Source organism: Tardiphaga robiniae, from assembly GCF_001618955.1.
Classification (GTDB): Bacteria; Pseudomonadota; Alphaproteobacteria; order Rhizobiales; family Xanthobacteraceae; genus Tardiphaga; species Tardiphaga robiniae_A.
Genome location: NZ_LVYV01000055.1, coordinates 258,841 through 274,167 on the forward strand (window position 1 = coordinate 258,841; position 15,327 = coordinate 274,167).

Sequence of the window (15,327 nt, forward strand, 5' to 3'; positions counted from 1 at the left end):
ATCACAGAATGATAAAAAGCTCGCTGTATTCAAGCAGCATCGCCTTCATGCTTGCTTGTTGCCTCTCTGCCTGCGGTGAGGAACCACTTTGTCGCCGGCCAGAAGTATTAGAGAAGGTAAAGCAGCTATTTGATCAACAGCAGTTCGGATCGTTCATTCACGCTCCAAACGTCTTTAAAGTTCGAGAGGAAAGCGCCACACTTTACACCAATAGACCGGAAGGCGGCGTCAGCAAGTGCTCGGTCCTGATGACGACAGATCTAATCGAGATGCTCAGACTATCGGGCCAACAGTCCGCAGAGGATATCGAGAAAATCAGACAGGAAGCACCGAAAAAGGGCTTCTCGCTAACGAAGGACGACCTTGTGACATATCTGGTCCAGCCCCTGTCATCCGGAAAGCATTATGTAACTGTGTTTCCGTGACATCTGGAAGAGCTCTTTCCTAATCACCGCGCTAAATCCCTGGCCAGAAGGTCTGATCGGAACAATGATGAGGACCCATCTTCCGTGACGCAGATGGTGGAATGGCCGGTGCCACCTTAGCAGTATATCATCGCCGGAAAGATCGATTCCAAGCTGGATGCGCAGTGGTCTAGGTATCCCGCGCATCTGATGATCGATGCGCCTCATTAGTAGACAACTCATACTGACACAAGAAAACGGGCGGCACCTGATGATGCCGCCCGTTCTTTCCAAATTTTTCTTTTTAATGTGTACTAGGGGACCGTAGCGAAACGAGCAACGTTAGGGCACTTTCTGGTCTTGCCCATCGATTTCCTCGACCAGATCTTTCACAAGAAGATCGATGACCTCACGGAGGTTTCTCTGATCGGCCCCCTTTTCGATCATGAGGCGCGCGTGAGCTGCGAAAGTTTCAAATTTTTCTCGCAGTTGACGATAATCAGCAGCTACACTTTTTGCGATCTTGATGTCCATCTTGTTTCCATCGTCGATCGTGATAGCGGATATATATCGGAATTTAAGCTCAAGCATCGCTTCGTACTGATCGATGCCATCGATCACTTCACCATTCAAATTAACGACGATAGGCTGCTTTTGTCCGTACACGATCGTCCGCTCGAACACTTCGCGGTAGTGCGGACCTTTGGCTTCTAACGGCCTAGGCTCCGTTCGCAAATCTGAACGATGGACAAGTTGAACGACTGTAGGGTTCATAGAGTGAGCTCCAAAACGGGCGACAATGCTCTTCCTAAAGAGTTTGCATGGTCAGCGGGGGAAGGGCGAACGGCTGGTTTGAAATTGTCATAAGGCCGAAGCGACTCTTACACCCGCGTTTAACGCGAGCGTTGTCCCGGAGTTTCACAAACTAAAAAAGTAGGCGCACCCAATTTAGTGAAAAATATTTTCTGATAACTACATATGTTCGGTTGTTTAATCGCTCTCACGTTCCGCGATTCAATAACTCGCTTGGATGCGTCTTTATTTCTGCTTAATCGAACCCTTGCTTGGATTAATCAATTAGTGGGTACGCCCTTCGCGTATAGCAATCCTGGGGTGGCACTGTGCATTCGCCAGCGTAAACGATGACAGACTGAGATTGACATGAGCGTTCCCCCCAACAGTCCCGAGACACAGACCAATCCCGCCAACCCGGGTTCTACAACTTCCGCAACTACACAAAACCCAACTGTCATTTCGTTAGATCAACGTCCGGTTCGATTAGGGGATGAACGCCCCAGACTCATTAGCGGCGAAAACCCGAACGATTTCAATGCACTAAAGGATAAAATCCTAGATTTTCTGAAGCCACAGAACGTCATTGAGGAAATCTATGTTTCCGATTTCGTGCAGCTGGAGTGGGAGGCGCGGCGGTTGCGCGCGCTCAGCTCCGCGATGTATTCCGCCGGTCGCCCCTTTGCCGTAGCAAAGTTGCTAGGCTTTTCGGAAGAACGGTTTTGTGACAGCCCCTTGCCCACAGGCCAGTACGGCCAGAAGATCGAAGAACTGACGCGCAAGGGATATGATCCAAAGGATTTCAATGCGCAGACCACGATGATTTTTGCGTCGACCTTTGAGTCCCTCGACAAACGCCTCGCGGTGGTCGAGTTGCGTCGTGATCAAGCTCTGAGCAAGCTGGAGGATCGCCGTGCCGCTGATCTCGCCGTGCTGAAGACGATCGATGCATCGGCTTCACCGTTGGAGGCCTGATCACGTGGAGAGCAATGCAAAATCCGATCGTCACGAAGCTAACCGACGCAACGCCGCCAAGAGCACGGGGCCCCGCACGACCGCCGGCAAGCGCAAGTCCGCCAAAAACTCACTTCGCCATGGCTTGAATGTTCCGCTCCCGGAATATTCAGCTGTTGTTGGCAAACTCGCAGAACTGCTTGTCAACGATTTGGTTGGGGTTGACGTGGAGGAGGCAGCGATCGAAGCAGCGCGCGCCATCGTGAACTGTAAGCGAGTTAGCGATGCTTACGCATTTGCTTACCGACGCTTGGCCGTGCCGCTGAAGATGTTTCCTGCGCCGCCCGTGGCCGCGGAGGGCCTGAGCGACCTCGCAGCCACGGTGGCGCACTTGCTCGCGAAACTGGAAGAGCCCAAGGGGGCCGCGCCGCTGACGCTGCCGGAATTTGCAAAAGAGCTCAACACTTTAGCACGCTACGAACAACGCGCTTACTCGAGGCGCTTGCGCGCTTTGCGGCAGCTCGACGCGGCAGTTGCAAAAGCAAAGCGTCTAAGCCGCACCGACGCATAAGTTGCAGAACGGCAACAGCTCGAATTTCTTTCTAAAACCCCACAACTTCTCGGCCCTTCATTTGAATCTATCAGAGGCCTCGGCAAGTCGGCTTGCCGGGGCCTCTGCCGTTTTGGCGGAACGAACCCATCGTGGGTTGGGCCGCTCAGCGATAGCGAAGGTAGAGAGCCACGTTTGGCGGAACGAACCCAACCATGGCTCGGTCACACCATCTGACGACAAGGAGAGATCTTGAACGAGCAACGATGTTCTTGCGCATGGCCCGCAGAAATGCGCGCCGAGCGCGCCGCTGGCTATTGCGACGAGCCAAGTGTCGCGAGCTTCCTGCAGCAAGTCGCGCGCGGGATCTATCCTCCACCCTTGATATCGGACTGCGATCCCAAATGGCATCGGACCAGGCTCGATGCCGCGATCGACGCACGTCACGGTTTGTCGGGATGCGCGGCCCCCGATCAAGACGTCGTCGACTTAATCTGAACAGGAGGGTGCACCGCATGACCACTTTGTCACTTCACAACCCAGCGAGCGTTGTAGATCCACTCGTAAGCCCGGTACGTGGCTCATTCGACTGGCTGATCGAAGCATATCAGACTTCACCAAGATTTCTGGACTTGCCGGCTGCAACGCGGCGGAGTTACGCCGGTGTGCTCCGCCGCGTAGCCAACTATGAACTCAAGGACGGCCGTCGTTTTGGCAGTTTGCCGCTGACAAGCATCACGCCGGGGGCGGCTGATCAGATCTACGCAAAGCTCAAAATACGTCCCGATGGCAGCAAGCGGCTCCGATCTGCGATGTTGTCGATGCGCGTATGCCAGCGAGCATGGTCCGTTGCTCAAAGAAGATACTCTCCGGAAATGCCTGCTCTCAACCCTTTTGCAAAAATGGGCATTTCATATCGGCCGACGCCGACACGGCCCGTGACCTATGCGGAGTTGATCCGGTTTGTAGCCATGACGGATCGCCTCGGGGATCACTCGATCGGCACAGCTGCGATGCTCGCTTACTTTTGGTTGCAGCGCCAGGTCGATATTCTCGAACGGCTCAGTTGGGAGCAATATCGTCCCGCAGATGCGCCCGACATCGTCCGAATCTTCCATCACAAGACACACGAGATGGTCGATATTCCGCTGGTTGACACCGACGGATCCCTACTTTGGCCGGAGATGTGTGAGCGGCTTGACCGCACGTGCCGACGGGGACCGCTGATCATCATGCGCGACCGTCCTGACCGCCTTAGAAAAGCGTATCTACCGTGGCGTGAGGATTACTTTAGACATCGTGTCGCGGACATCCGCACTGCCGCCGGCATCGATGCTGAGGTCAAGTTCATGGGCTTGCGGCACGGCGGCAATACGGAGGGGGCTGACGCCGACCTCAGCGACGCTCAGTTGCGGGCTCTTAGCGGGCATCGCACGGCGAGTATGGTCGTGACCTATGCGCGCACCTCGATGCAGCAACGACGGGACGGCGCGCGGAAGCGTCGGGACGCCCGCGAAAATCTTCTGGAATGAAGTGTCGTTCTGGGAGCCAATGCGAATGGTTTTGATCGAACCACAAAGCAAGAGCGGGGATGGTGGGCGCACTAGGGCTCGAACCTAGGACCCGGTGATTAAGAGTCACCTGCTCTACCAACTGAGCTATGCGCCCGGATCCAGATCCGGATATCCCCGTGGGGACGGCGTCGTTTAGCAAAGCGATCCCTTGATGTCCAGCGACGCTGTCACAAAAATTGCACCGATTTTCGCAATCGCAAAAATGCGAAAAAGCCGCTGGATTTCAGCGACTTCTTCGTCATTGCGACCGTGGAAAACTGCTCCGGATCAGAGCCGTTCGGCGCCCGGCGCGGGGTTGCGCTCGAATCTGTCGCCGGGGCCGCCGGGACCGCGATCGTCGTCATCGCCGAAACGCGGGCGGTCGACGCCGGGAGGGCCGAATCCCTCGCCGTCGAAGCTGCCGCGCTCGAAGCCGGGCCGCGGGCCGCGATGACGCCAGCCGCCCTCCCCGCCGCCGAAGCCGCGGTCCATATGGGTCAGCACCGCCAGCCGCCGCTTCTGCCCGTCATCGAGGGTCTTGTAGAGCGGGTCGGCGGCATCGGCGATCTTCTTCAGCGCGGCAGCCGTGGTGGCCATGTCGCCAGCGCGCTGCTGCAGGCGGGCGACCGGATTGTCCGGCGTGTCGGTCCGCTTCGCGTCGTCGTCGCGATCCTTGCGCTCTTCCATGCGCGCATTGGCGCGGTCGATGCGCAGCTTGGCGAAATCGCGCACTGCGCTCTCTACCGCCGGCCACATCTTCTCCTGGTCCGGCGTCAGCTTGAGCCCGGCCTTCACGGCAGCGATGCGCGCATCGGCGAAGGCAGCGCGGTCTTCCGGATTTATCCGCACGTGATGATGCATCCATGGACGGTGCTGGGCATAGACCGCGGTGGAACCGGCGATCACGGCGACAGCGGCACCGGCGAGCAAGATCTTCTTCATGGCAACCTCCTTTGGAAAGTCACCTGAAGATGATCCTGCACTGCCGGACCTTCAACTTACGCTTTGGCCATATGTTTTCCGGATGTGTTCGTTTTCTGAATATGCATTCACGATGGAACGCACGACAGAATTCTTTTGTCACAGCATCCCGAGCAATCGCGGCAGCCATAGCGAGAGTTCCGGAATGTAGGTGATGAGGCCGAGGAAGATCAGCAGCGTGATCAGCCACGGCAGCACGGCAATGGAGAGTTCGGTGATCCCCATCTTCGCGATACCGGAGGCGACGTAGAGATTGAGTCCCACCGGCGGATGACACATGCCGATTTCCATATTGACCACGATGATGATGCCGAAGTGCACCGGATGAATGCCGAGCTTGACTGCGATCGGATAAAGGATCGGCGCCATGATCAGAACGATCGAGGACGGCTCCATCACATTGCCGGCGAGCAGCAGCAGCAGGTTCACCACCAGCAGGAACGTGATCCAGTTGATGCCGCTGTTCGTGATCCAGTTCGACATCGCCTGCGGGATCTGCTCGCTGGTCATCAGGAACGAGAACAGCACCGCGTTGGTGACGATGTAGAGGATCATCGCGCTCATGCTGGCCGAGATCAGAAGAACCTTGGGCACGTCCTTCCATTTCATGTCCTTGTAGATGAACATCTCGATCAGGAACGCATAGACGGCGCTCATGGCGGCGGCTTCCGTCGGCGTGAACCAGCCGAGATAGATGCCTCCCAACACGATAACGATCAGCGAAATGCCCCAGGCTGATTCCCGAAAGGCGTGCCAGCTCTCGGCCCAGGTTGCCTTCGGTATGCGCGGATAGTTGTTCTTCCACGCGCGATACCAGGTCGTGGCGGAGAGCATGATGGCCAGGATCACACCCGGTACCATTCCGGCCATGAACAATTGTCCGACCGAGGCGGAAGAGACCTTCTCGCCGGCGGGGCCGAAGTAAACCGCGCCGCTGGTCGATACTGCGTAGATCACCATGATGATCGAAGGCGGAATCAGGTTGCCGAGCGCGCCGCCGGTGACGATGACGCCCGCGGCAAAGCGCTTCGGGTAACCGACCGACAGCATGGCCGGCAGCATGATCGAGCCGATCGCCACCACGGTTGCCGGCGAAGACCCCGACACCGCTGAAAACAGCGCGGCGGCCATCGTGGCTGCGATACCCAGTCCACCGGCCCAATGGCCGATCATTGTTCGTGCGAATTCTATCATTCGCCGGGCGACCCCGCCATGGGTGAGGAAATTGCCGGCCAGGATGAAGAACGGGATCGCCATGATCTCGAACTTCTCAATGCCGGTAAACAGCTTCAGCGCGACGGATTCGATCGGCACGTTGGTCATGAAAAACAGGAACGTCAGCACCGTGAGACCGAGCGCGATCGAGATCGGCATGCCCGTCAGCATCAGCACAACAAGCAGTCCGAAAATAATGGCAGCGATCATCGGATGATCCTCGCGGCGCTGGCGGCGGCGGCTTCGGGATCGATCCCCTCCACGTCGGTCTCGTCATGATGTGGGAGTTCGCCGGTGCGCCAGAACTTGCGAGCAACCTGCAGGAAGCGGAAGCACATCAGATAGGAGCCGAGCGGAACGCAGAGATAGATGATCCAGCTCGGCAGTTCGAGATCGGGCGTTACCTGATCGGTGTACATCAGCCCGTAGACGAATTTCGCGCCCATGCTCCCGACCACAAATGTGAAGAGCGCGCCGCAGAGCAGACCGAACATCACCACCGTCTTGCGCCAGGGCGGGTCGAGTTGGTTCACCAACACATCGACGCCGACATGGATGCCGGTCCGCACGCCGTAGGCGGCGCCGAACTTCGCCATCCACACGAACATCAAGATGCACAGCTCCTGCGCCCACGACAGGTGGATCGGGAACAAAAACGGATAGAAGAACGGGATGCCGACGAGGTAGCGATGTGCCACTGCAATGAAAATGATCACGGTCGCGGCCGCGATCAATGTCATGATCAGCAGTTCCTCAAGCCGATCGAGGATGCGAAGAAACATTTAGTCCCCCAGTGCGGGTCAACCGGCAATTGATCTGATCGCGGCGTGACCTTGCGCTAACCCCATTCCGCAGTCAGGCAACTGCGGCCCCCGGGGCGTCAGTGGCTTCCGCACCCGAGGGCGCGGAAGCTCACATCGTCAATCCTAGTTGGTGGCGCCGCGCGTTTCCTTGAGAAATTCGTCGATCAGTGGCTTGCCTACCCGGCCTGCCACATCGGTATAAACCGACTCCACCGCCTTGCGCATGCCGGCATCCTGCTCCGGCGTCAGTGTAACAAATTCGGTCTTGCCGCTCTTCTTCATCTCGGCGAGTGCGTCGTCGTTTTCCTTCGCCGACTGGCCGTTGCCATAGGCGGTGGCTTCCTTCATGGCCTTTTCCAGAAGGCCGCGAGTATCCGCCGGAATGCCATCCCAGAATTTCTTGTTCACCACCACAACGTAACCGATGTAACCGTGGTTGGTCAGCGTAGTGTACTTCTGCACCTCATGCATTTTCTGGGTGTAGATGTTCGACGGCGTATTCTCCTGACCATCGACCACGCCCGTCTGCAGCGCCTGGTACACTTCCGAGAACGCCATCACCTGCGGAATCGCGCCAAGCGTACGGAATTGAGCTTCCAGCACCTTTGACGACTGAATGCGGAATTTCATGCCTTTGTAGTCCGCGGGAGTGAGCAACTTCTTGTTCGCGGTCATCTGCTTGAAGCCGTTGTCCCAATAGGCAAGGCCGGTCATGCCTTTGGAATCCAGCAGCTTGAGCAGCCGCGCGCCAAGCGGGCCGTCAGTAACCTTGCGCAGGGTGGCGAGGTCCGGAAGGATGTAGGGGAGATCGAAAACCTCGAACTCCTTGACGCCGATCGGCCCGAACTTCGAGTTCGACGGCGCCAGCATTTGTACCGCGCCGAGCTGCAGCGCTTCGAGTTCTTCCTTGTCCTTGTAGAGCTGCGAGTTCGGATAGACTTCGACCTTGACCTTGCCGTCGGTGTATTTCTCGGCGAGTTCCTTGAACTTCTCCGCAGCGAGGCCCTTCGGCGTGTTCGGCGCGACGACATGGCTGAATTTGATGATGATAGGCGCCTGCGCGGCGGCCGGTCCGATCAATGCAAGCGCGGCAACCGATGCTGCTGCGAAAATCAATTTGCGCATGTGTTTCTCCCGTATGACGTGGGAGCTCATTGAGCGGCTCCCGCTTGTATGCCAGTTGCAGCAATACAGAGATCAATGCGCAAACGCCATTGCCCCTTCGCAGGGGTACAACATGAAATCGATGCTGCAACGCAAAACGCGGCGCGCCTGCTCCCTCTCCCCGTTCTGCACGGGGAGAGGGAGCAGGGGTGAGGGGCGAGGCAATGGCCTACAGCGTGGGGAATCGTGCGGGTGCGACCCGTTAGCAAGTGAAGGATGAGAGGCCGACCAACCGCCCCTCACCCGCGCGCAAGAGCGCGCGACCTCTCCCCGCGCAGAGCGGGGAGAGGTTACCCGAGATCAACTCGCGGCAGCAACCGGCGCCGGCATGTCGCGCGCGCGCTTCATGACGATCTTGTTCAACCCGCCGAGATAGGCCTTGGCCGAAGCGACCAGCGTGTCCGGATCGGCCGCACGCGAGGTCATCGATCGGCCTTCATGGGCAAGACGCACCGACACTTCCGCCTGCGCGTCGGTGCCTTCGGTGACGGCGTGGACCTGATACAGTTCCAGCTTGGCCTCGTGCGGCACCAGCGCCTTGATGCAGTTGAACACCGCATCGACCGGACCATTGCCCTCGGCCTCCTCGATCTTCACCACGCCATCGACGTTCAGCTTCATGGTCGCGCGCTGCGGACCATGGGTGCCAGCGATGACAGTCAGCGACACCAGCTTGATGCGATCATGGGCGGCGGTCATTTCCTGATCGACCAGCGCTTCCAGATCCTCGTCGTAGATGTCCTTCTTGCGATCGGCCAGGGCCTTGAAGCGCACGAAGGCGTCTTCCAGCTGGTTCTGGCCCAGCTTGTAGCCCATCTCCTCCAGCTTGTGGATGAAGGCATGGCGGCCGGAATGCTTGCCCATCACCAGCGAGGTCTGCTTCACGCCCACCGTCTCCGGCAGCATGATCTCGTAGGTCTGCGCGTTCTTCAGCATGCCGTCCTGATGGATGCCGCTCTCATGGGCGAAGGCATTACGCCCGACGATCGCCTTGTTGTACTGCACCGGGAACGAGGTCGCAGCCGAGACTTCCTTCGACGCCCGCATCAGCATGGTGGTGTCGATGTTGTTCCAGTACGGCAATTTGTCATTGCGCACCTTCATCGCCATCACAATTTCTTCCAGCGCAGCATTGCCGGCACGCTCGCCGATGCCATTGATGGTGCATTCGATCTGCCGCGCGCCGCCGCGGATGCCGGCCATCGAATTGGCGACGGCCATGCCGAGGTCGTTGTGGCAGTGCACCGAGAAGATCGCCTTGTCGGAATTCGGCACGTTCTCGCGCACGCGCTTGAACAGGTCGTAATATTCCTCGGGCACCGAATAGCCGACGGTGTCGGGGATGTTGATGGTGGTCGCACCGGCCTTGATCGCCGACTCGACGCAGCGGCACAGGAAGTCGAATTCGGTGCGGGTGCCGTCCTCCGACGACCATTCGACGTCATCGGTGTGGTTGCGTGCGCGCGTCACCGACGAGATCACCAGATCGTGGACGGCGTCGGGCTCCATCTGCAGCTTGTACTTCATATGCACCGGCGAGGTGGACAGGAAGGAATGGATGCGGCCGCGCTTGGCCGGGCGGATCGCCTCGGCGCAGCGGTCGATATCCTTCTGGCCGGCGCGGGACAGGCCGCAGACCACGGCATTCTTGGTGCGCTTGGCGATCTCGTTGACGGCTTCGAAGTCGCCGTCGGAAGCGATCGGGAAGCCGGCCTCGATGACGTCGACACCCATGGTGTCGAGCATCGCGGCGATCTCCAGTTTTTCCTCGAAGGTCATGGTGGCGCCGGGGCACTGCTCGCCGTCGCGCAAGGTGGTGTCGAAAATGATGACGCGGTCCTTGTCGGACTTGTCCTGAACGGACGGGGTTGTCGAAGTCATGAGATATTCCTTAGGTCGGGGCGCACCTGTCTGGGCGCCAGAGGGAGCTGATGGTTCTGAATGTCATGATCCCCTGAGTACCCAGGCCAAACGGCCCAGACGGCGCTCAGGGGCAGATAAGCAGAAGCAGCCCGCCGAGAAGGAGGTTGGACAGCAGCACAGCCGGAATCGCGTCGGGACCAGCGGCAACAGCCACTCCCCCGGAAACTCCAACCATGTCGCTGCGAATCAGCATTGCCACACCTTCAGGCCCACATCCTCGGCCAAAACCATTGATGGTTCGTTGCCGACCGGAGCCTGAGGTCGTTCTAGACGACAAATGCGGGGGCCTGCAACGGCTAAGAGGGTCAGGAAGGCTGACCTAAATCCTGCTGGGAGAAGCTCGGGCGCGTGGCCGACTGGCCTAGCCAGAACATCGCCAACTGGACGTTTTCGCAGCCGTCCATTTGCCCTAAGACCGAACGGCAATTGTGAGGACAGGACGATGACTTTCGCTAGGGGATTATCCGCTTTCCCGATCACGCCGATGAATACGAATGGCAGGGTCGATACGCCCGCGCTACAGCGGCTGGTGGCGCCGCTGACGGCCGCCAAAGTGGATTCCATTGGCCTCCTGGGCAGCACCGGGTCGTATCCGTTTCTCAGCCGTGACGAGCGCCGGCGCGCCACTGACGCGGCCATCGCCGAGGTCAATGGACGCGTCCCCGTGCTGGTCGGTATCGGCGCGCTGCGTACCGACGAGACGATCAACCTTGCGCGCGACGCCAAGGCGGCAGGCGCTGCCGCAGGCCTGCTCGCGCCGGTGTCCTACACGCCGCTCACCGAGGACGAGGTGTTCGAGCACTTCAGGACGGTTGCCGAGACGAGCAAACTGCCGATCGTGATCTACGACAATTTCGCCACCACGCATTTCAAGTTCACGCCCGACCTCACCGGCCGCATCGCACGTATTCCCGGCGTCGTCGCGGTGAAAGGCACCTCCCCCGAAGCCAGCCTCGCCGCAGATCACCTGAAGCAGATGCGTGCCGCCGTGCCATCAGGCTTCTCCGTCGGCTATGCCGGTGACTGGAATTCGATGGAAACACTGCTGGCCGGCGGCGATGCCTGGTATTGCGTGGCGGCGGGCCTGTTTCCAAAGAGTTGTCTGGCCATCACCCGCGCGGCGCAGGCCGGCAATGCCGACGAAGCGCGCCGCCTCAACAACGCGATGCAACCGCTGTGGGATCTGTTCAAGCAGTTTTCCAGCCTGCGCGTGATGTATGCGGCAGCCGAGCAGATGGGGATCACCGATGCGCAGCCGCCACGCCCGGTGCTGCCATTACCACACGCTGCACAGGACAAGGTGGCAGAGGTGCTGAAGGAATTGAAGTTGAGTTAGGCGTTACACACTGTCATTCCGGGGCGGGACCGGCGCCGCAGGCGACGGGGCCGAACCCGGAATCCCGACGTGTTCAACACTGCTAAATCCCGGGCGGCAGAGAGGTGACCTCCATGCCGGGATTCCGGGTTCGCAATCCAGCGGCTTCGCCGCTGTCTTCCGCCCCGGAATGACGAAGAACTACGCCTTCGCCACTTTCTTCTTGGCCTTCTTCGCCACTTTCTTCTTCACGACCGGCTCGCGTTCCCGCGGCGGCCCTTCCTTCTCCAGCGCCTCGCGGATCAGCGTAAAGTCCTTCTTCGCCTCGCCATCCACGGTCGGGAAGTGCAGGTCCAGCTTCTCCAGCGCGTTGACGATGGCCGAGCCGATCACCACGCGTGAGAACCATTTGCGATCCGCCGGCACCACATGCCACGGCGCCTCCTCGCAGGACGTATGCTTGATCAGGTCCTCATAGGCCTCCTGATACTTGTCCCACAACGCGCGCTCGGCGATATCGGCCGATGAGAACTTCCAGTTCTTGGCCGGCTGCTCGAGACGATCGAGGAAGCGCTCGCGCTGCTCTTCCTTGGAGACGTTGAGAAAGAATTTCAGCACCACGGTGCCGTTGCGCGCGAGGTATTTCTCGAAGGCGGTGATATCATCGAAGCGCTCGCGCCAGATATCCTTCGTCACCAGCTCCGGCGGAATTTTCTGCTTGGCAAGAATGTCCGGATGCACACGGACGACAAGACATTCCTCGTAATAGGAGCGATTGAAGATGCCGATGCGGCCGCGCTGTGGCAGCGCGATGGTGTGGCGCCACATGAAATCGTGATCGAGTTCGTTCGACGACGGCGTCTTGAACGAATGCACCTCGCAGCCCTGCGGATTGATGCCGTCGAACACGCTCTCGATGGCGCTATCCTTGCCGGCGGCATCCATGCCCTGGAAGATCAGCAGCAGCGACCAGCGGTCCTGCGCATAGAGCTTTTCCTGCAATTCCTGCAGCCGGCGGCGGTTGGCCTCGATGATCTTCTTGCCGGTTTCCTTGTGCAGTCCGCCGCTGCCATTGGTGTCATGCGCCTTGAGGTGGAAAGCTTTCGAACCGTCGACCCGATACGGCTCGATATAGGACTTCAACGCGGACACAACTGGCTTGGCAGACATGGGATCGGCAACTCCGGACACGGGGATTGTAAGCGTAGCGCGCCGATCCCGGCAATACCAGCAGATCACGCCGCTGGCGTCAGTTGCGCTGTCATAAACGCTGTCACAAACAGCGGCATCGACGGGGTGAAGTCGGCTTCGCTGCGCACCAGATGAATTCCGCTGAGCTCCGGAGTGGCCTGACCGGCAAGATTGGCCTCGATGATGCTGCGCAGCGTCTCACCCGGCTGATCCGCATCGAGAAGACGCATCATCGCCACCGAGAAATCCGTCACGACGCAAGACCAGCCAGCATCGGCCCGGTAATCGGCTTCTGTGAGGCCGAGCTCTTCCTCGACTTCACGGGTCACACTGCCGGCAATATCGACCACGTCGCCGCGCAGATCGTCCAGATCAGGCGTACCCGCTGCAAAATAGATGCGTCCGGCATTGGATGTATGCTGCCCCATCTCGCCGAGCACGAAGGCGCCGTCACTGGCACGCAACGCGCCCATGCCAAAGCCGTTGAACACATCCGGATCGGGACAGCGCCAATCCCGCCATGCCAGAAAGCTCGCAAAATCGGTCTCGAAATACTCCGCGCGAAACTGGTCGCCGGTGAACTGCGCATTGCGCGCGAGCAACACGCGCCCATTGAACAGTTGCGGCTTCTCGGCGCGCTTCAGGGCAAAGTGAGCGTCGATCTCGTCCCGTCGCTCACGCGCGAACGGCCACTGCCAATCGCTGCGTGTGAGGTCGAGTTGCGTGACGCGGTGAATGACCGGCGTCATCATGCGCAGAACCTACTTCGCATTCGTCCCCATCGTCTTGGCGAACTGCTCGACATATTTATTGGTGTAGGTCTTGCTGACATCGATATTGGCCTTCGCCACTTCGGGCGAGCCCTCGCTGAACACGGCGAGCACGGCGGCGGCGCCCTTCGGGTCCATCAGCCCCGTCTCCGAATACATCGGGAGCGTGTTCTTCAGCGCCGCGAGATAGAGCTCCTTGTCCTTGCCGACAATGCCTTCGGGCATTTTCGCCATGATCTCTTCCGGCGTATGGCTGTGGATCCATTTCAGCGTATTCATGATCGCGTTGGTCAGCCCCTGTACTTCCTTCTCATGGCCCTTGACCCAGGCCGTCGTCGAATACAGCGCCCCGCCGGGATATTCGCCGGAGAACACCGCCAGCGTGTCCTTCTGCGTCCGGGTATCGCTGAGAATCGTGAGGTCTTTGTGGCTGCCCTGCAGCACGGTGACGGCAGGATCGAGCATCACGGCGGCTTCGATCTGGCCCTGCTCCATCGCCGCCACCGCGGTCGCGCCGAGGCCGACGCCGATCACCGACGTGCCCGCCGGATCGAGACCGTTCTTCTTGAGCTGATACTTCAGGAAGAAGTCCGTCGACGAGCCCGGCGCGCTGACGCCGACTTTCTTGCCGGCGAGATCCTTGATCGACGTGATCTTGCCGGTGTGCTTCGGCGATACCACCAGCACCAACCCAGGATAGCGATCATAGACCACGAAGGACTGCAGCTCCTGCTTCTTGGCGGCGAGGTTCACGCAATGATCGAAATAGCCGGAGACCACATCGGCGCTGCCGCCGAGCACGGCCTTCAGCGCATCGGAGCCGCCCTTGAGATCGACCAGTTCGACGGCGAGGCCCGCCTTCTCATATTCGCCGAGCTGCTTGGCCAGCACCGTCGGCAGATAACACAGGCACGCCCCACCACCGATGGCGATGGTCACCTTGGTTTGCGCTGCAGCGGGATGAACGAAAAACAGTGCGAACAGACCCGCAAGGAAAAGACGTGCAAGGAATAAACGGCTCAAGCCGGTTTTTATGTTTGTTGTCATCGTTTCCTCCGCTGCTTGCGGCGCGGAGGATAGATGAGCCTCTGCCGGTTGGAAAGCCGGCACTGGTCAACGCACATTCCGCGACATAGCATCCGCGCGGCAAATCATTGTCATCCAGGGGGAACGTTCATGAAGCGCATCACCGCAACACTCTCCATCACGGCCGCTTTCGCTGCTGGCTGCCTCATCACACATCTCGTGCCCGAGGGCATCACGCCGGCACAGGCTGCGGAAAACATCACCGCCCAGGTCATCCACGTCCCCGAACTCGTCGGCGACGCACTCGGCCCAGCCTCGCCCACCGGCTTCCGCTCCAAGATGTTCATGCAGGCCGACGGTGCCACTATCTCGGTGCAGGACGGCAATGTGGTGAAGCATATGCATCCGAACACCAATGAGATCCAATACATCCTAGAAGGCACCGGTACCGTGTGGCTGGGCGACAAGGAAGTTCAGGTCAAGGCCGGCGACCTCATCATCATCCCCAAGGGCACGCCCCATGGCGGCACCAAGCCGGACGGCAAGCCGTTCCGCGCCATCGCCATCAAAACCCCGCCGCAGGCGCCGGACGACACCAAGCCGCTGCCGTAACAAGCCACGTCAAACTCGTCATTCCGGGATGCGCGTCGTCCGGCAGAGCCGGACAAAGCGCAGACCCGGAATCC

At 59.4% G+C, this 15,327-nt stretch carries 15 protein-coding genes and 1 tRNA gene; 6 read left to right on the forward strand and 10 right to left on the reverse strand.

The features are described from left to right. Positions 1-8 precede the first annotated feature (8 nt). Positions 9-425, forward strand: coding sequence for a hypothetical protein (locus tag A4A58_RS27895; RefSeq protein WP_068738400.1), 417 nt, complete (start codon positions 9-11; stop codon positions 423-425). Between the two features lie 321 nt (positions 426-746). Here the strand turns inward: A4A58_RS27895 and A4A58_RS30545 are convergent, their stop codons facing one another. After that, positions 747-1,178, reverse strand: a complete 432-nt coding sequence (locus tag A4A58_RS30545) for a hypothetical protein (RefSeq protein WP_139069965.1) — start codon at positions 1,176-1,178, stop codon at positions 747-749. A 387-nt stretch (positions 1,179-1,565) separates the two neighbouring features. On the opposite strand from A4A58_RS30545, the gene A4A58_RS30550 reads away from it, so the two are divergent. From A4A58_RS30550 to A4A58_RS30555, 3 genes are all read left to right on the forward strand, one after another. Continuing rightward, a complete protein-coding gene (locus A4A58_RS30550; RefSeq protein ID WP_139069966.1) occupies positions 1,566-2,171 on the forward strand; it encodes a hypothetical protein in 606 nt (201 codons plus the stop codon). 4 nt (positions 2,172-2,175) lie between these two features. Then, complete coding sequence (locus A4A58_RS27910) at positions 2,176-2,721, forward strand: hypothetical protein (RefSeq protein WP_068738405.1); 546 nt, start codon at positions 2,176-2,178, stop codon at positions 2,719-2,721. Positions 2,722-3,215: 494 nt separating this feature from the next. Continuing rightward, the gene (locus tag A4A58_RS30555; protein WP_139069967.1) at positions 3,216-4,232 is read left to right on the forward strand and encodes a hypothetical protein; all 1,017 of its coding nucleotides are present in this window, start codon (positions 3,216-3,218) and stop codon (positions 4,230-4,232) included. Between the two features lie 60 nt (positions 4,233-4,292). On the opposite strand, the gene A4A58_RS27925 is transcribed toward A4A58_RS30555, so the two are convergent. From A4A58_RS27925 to A4A58_RS27950, 6 genes are all read right to left on the reverse strand, one after another. Beyond that, positions 4,293-4,368 (reverse strand) — tRNA-Lys (locus A4A58_RS27925). Between the two features lie 173 nt (positions 4,369-4,541). Then, the gene (locus A4A58_RS27930) at positions 4,542-5,195 is read right to left on the reverse strand and encodes a Spy/CpxP family protein refolding chaperone (RefSeq protein WP_068738412.1); all 654 of its coding nucleotides are present in this window, start codon (positions 5,193-5,195) and stop codon (positions 4,542-4,544) included. 138 nt (positions 5,196-5,333) lie between these two features. Beyond that, positions 5,334-6,659 (reverse strand): TRAP transporter large permease, encoded by a 1,326-nt coding sequence (locus A4A58_RS27935; RefSeq protein WP_068738414.1) that lies wholly within the window; start codon positions 6,657-6,659, stop codon positions 5,334-5,336. Beyond that, positions 6,656-7,231: a TRAP transporter small permease gene (locus A4A58_RS27940; protein ID WP_068738416.1), complete on the reverse strand. Its 576-nt coding sequence runs from the start codon at positions 7,229-7,231 to the stop codon at positions 6,656-6,658. The genes A4A58_RS27935 and A4A58_RS27940 overlap by 4 nt, the downstream gene beginning before the upstream one ends. A gap of 144 nt (positions 7,232-7,375) precedes the next feature. After that, the gene (locus A4A58_RS27945) at positions 7,376-8,377 is read right to left on the reverse strand and encodes a TRAP transporter substrate-binding protein (RefSeq protein ID WP_068738418.1); all 1,002 of its coding nucleotides are present in this window, start codon (positions 8,375-8,377) and stop codon (positions 7,376-7,378) included. 339 nt (positions 8,378-8,716) lie between these two features. Further along, positions 8,717-10,297, reverse strand: a complete 1,581-nt coding sequence (locus A4A58_RS27950) for a 2-isopropylmalate synthase (RefSeq protein ID WP_068738420.1) — start codon at positions 10,295-10,297, stop codon at positions 8,717-8,719. A 484-nt stretch (positions 10,298-10,781) separates the two neighbouring features. On the opposite strand from A4A58_RS27950, the gene A4A58_RS27955 reads away from it, so the two are divergent. Continuing rightward, on the forward strand, positions 10,782-11,675 hold the full coding sequence (locus tag A4A58_RS27955) for a dihydrodipicolinate synthase family protein (RefSeq protein WP_068738422.1): 894 nt from the start codon (positions 10,782-10,784) through the stop codon (positions 11,673-11,675). A gap of 180 nt (positions 11,676-11,855) precedes the next feature. Here the strand turns inward: A4A58_RS27955 and A4A58_RS27960 are convergent, their stop codons facing one another. From A4A58_RS27960 to A4A58_RS27970, 3 genes are all read right to left on the reverse strand, one after another. Then, a complete protein-coding gene (locus A4A58_RS27960) occupies positions 11,856-12,824 on the reverse strand; it encodes a polyphosphate kinase 2 family protein (RefSeq protein WP_068738423.1) in 969 nt (322 codons plus the stop codon). Between the two features lie 65 nt (positions 12,825-12,889). Continuing rightward, positions 12,890-13,597 carry a hypothetical protein gene (locus tag A4A58_RS27965; protein WP_068738426.1) on the reverse strand — a complete coding sequence of 236 codons (708 nt, stop codon included), beginning with the start codon at positions 13,595-13,597 and terminating at the stop codon, positions 12,890-12,892. A 9-nt stretch (positions 13,598-13,606) separates the two neighbouring features. Beyond that, positions 13,607-14,662 (reverse strand): ABC transporter substrate-binding protein, encoded by a 1,056-nt coding sequence (locus A4A58_RS27970; RefSeq protein WP_081422107.1) that lies wholly within the window; start codon positions 14,660-14,662, stop codon positions 13,607-13,609. A 129-nt stretch (positions 14,663-14,791) separates the two neighbouring features. Here A4A58_RS27970 and A4A58_RS27975 point away from each other — a divergent pair, with 129 nt between their 5' ends. Further along, positions 14,792-15,253 carry a cupin domain-containing protein gene (locus A4A58_RS27975; protein WP_068738428.1) on the forward strand — a complete coding sequence of 154 codons (462 nt, stop codon included), beginning with the start codon at positions 14,792-14,794 and terminating at the stop codon, positions 15,251-15,253. The last annotated feature ends 74 nt before the right edge of the window (positions 15,254-15,327 follow it).

Coding starts and splice junctions, on each gene's coding strand:
- A4A58_RS27895 (WP_068738400.1), top strand. CDS start 9: ATGATAAAAAGCTCGCTGTATTCAAGCAGCATCGCCTTCATGCTTGCT.
- A4A58_RS30545 (WP_139069965.1), bottom strand. CDS start 1,178: ATGAACCCTACAGTCGTTCAACTTGTCCATCGTTCAGATTTGCGAACG.
- A4A58_RS30550 (WP_139069966.1), top strand. CDS start 1,566: ATGAGCGTTCCCCCCAACAGTCCCGAGACACAGACCAATCCCGCCAAC.
- A4A58_RS30555 (WP_139069967.1), top strand. CDS start 3,216: ATGACCACTTTGTCACTTCACAACCCAGCGAGCGTTGTAGATCCACTC.
- A4A58_RS27930 (WP_068738412.1), bottom strand. CDS start 5,195: ATGAAGAAGATCTTGCTCGCCGGTGCCGCTGTCGCCGTGATCGCCGGT.
- A4A58_RS27935 (WP_068738414.1), bottom strand. CDS start 6,659: ATGATCGCTGCCATTATTTTCGGACTGCTTGTTGTGCTGATGCTGACG.
- A4A58_RS27940 (WP_068738416.1), bottom strand. CDS start 7,231: ATGTTTCTTCGCATCCTCGATCGGCTTGAGGAACTGCTGATCATGACA.
- A4A58_RS27945 (WP_068738418.1), bottom strand. CDS start 8,377: ATGCGCAAATTGATTTTCGCAGCAGCATCGGTTGCCGCGCTTGCATTG.
- A4A58_RS27950 (WP_068738420.1), bottom strand. CDS start 10,297: ATGACTTCGACAACCCCGTCCGTTCAGGACAAGTCCGACAAGGACCGC.
- A4A58_RS27955 (WP_068738422.1), top strand. CDS start 10,782: ATGACTTTCGCTAGGGGATTATCCGCTTTCCCGATCACGCCGATGAAT.
- A4A58_RS27960 (WP_068738423.1), bottom strand. CDS start 12,824: ATGTCTGCCAAGCCAGTTGTGTCCGCGTTGAAGTCCTATATCGAGCCG.
- A4A58_RS27965 (WP_068738426.1), bottom strand. CDS start 13,597: ATGATGACGCCGGTCATTCACCGCGTCACGCAACTCGACCTCACACGC.
- A4A58_RS27970 (WP_081422107.1), bottom strand. CDS start 14,662: ATGACAACAAACATAAAAACCGGCTTGAGCCGTTTATTCCTTGCACGT.
- A4A58_RS27975 (WP_068738428.1), top strand. CDS start 14,792: ATGAAGCGCATCACCGCAACACTCTCCATCACGGCCGCTTTCGCTGCT.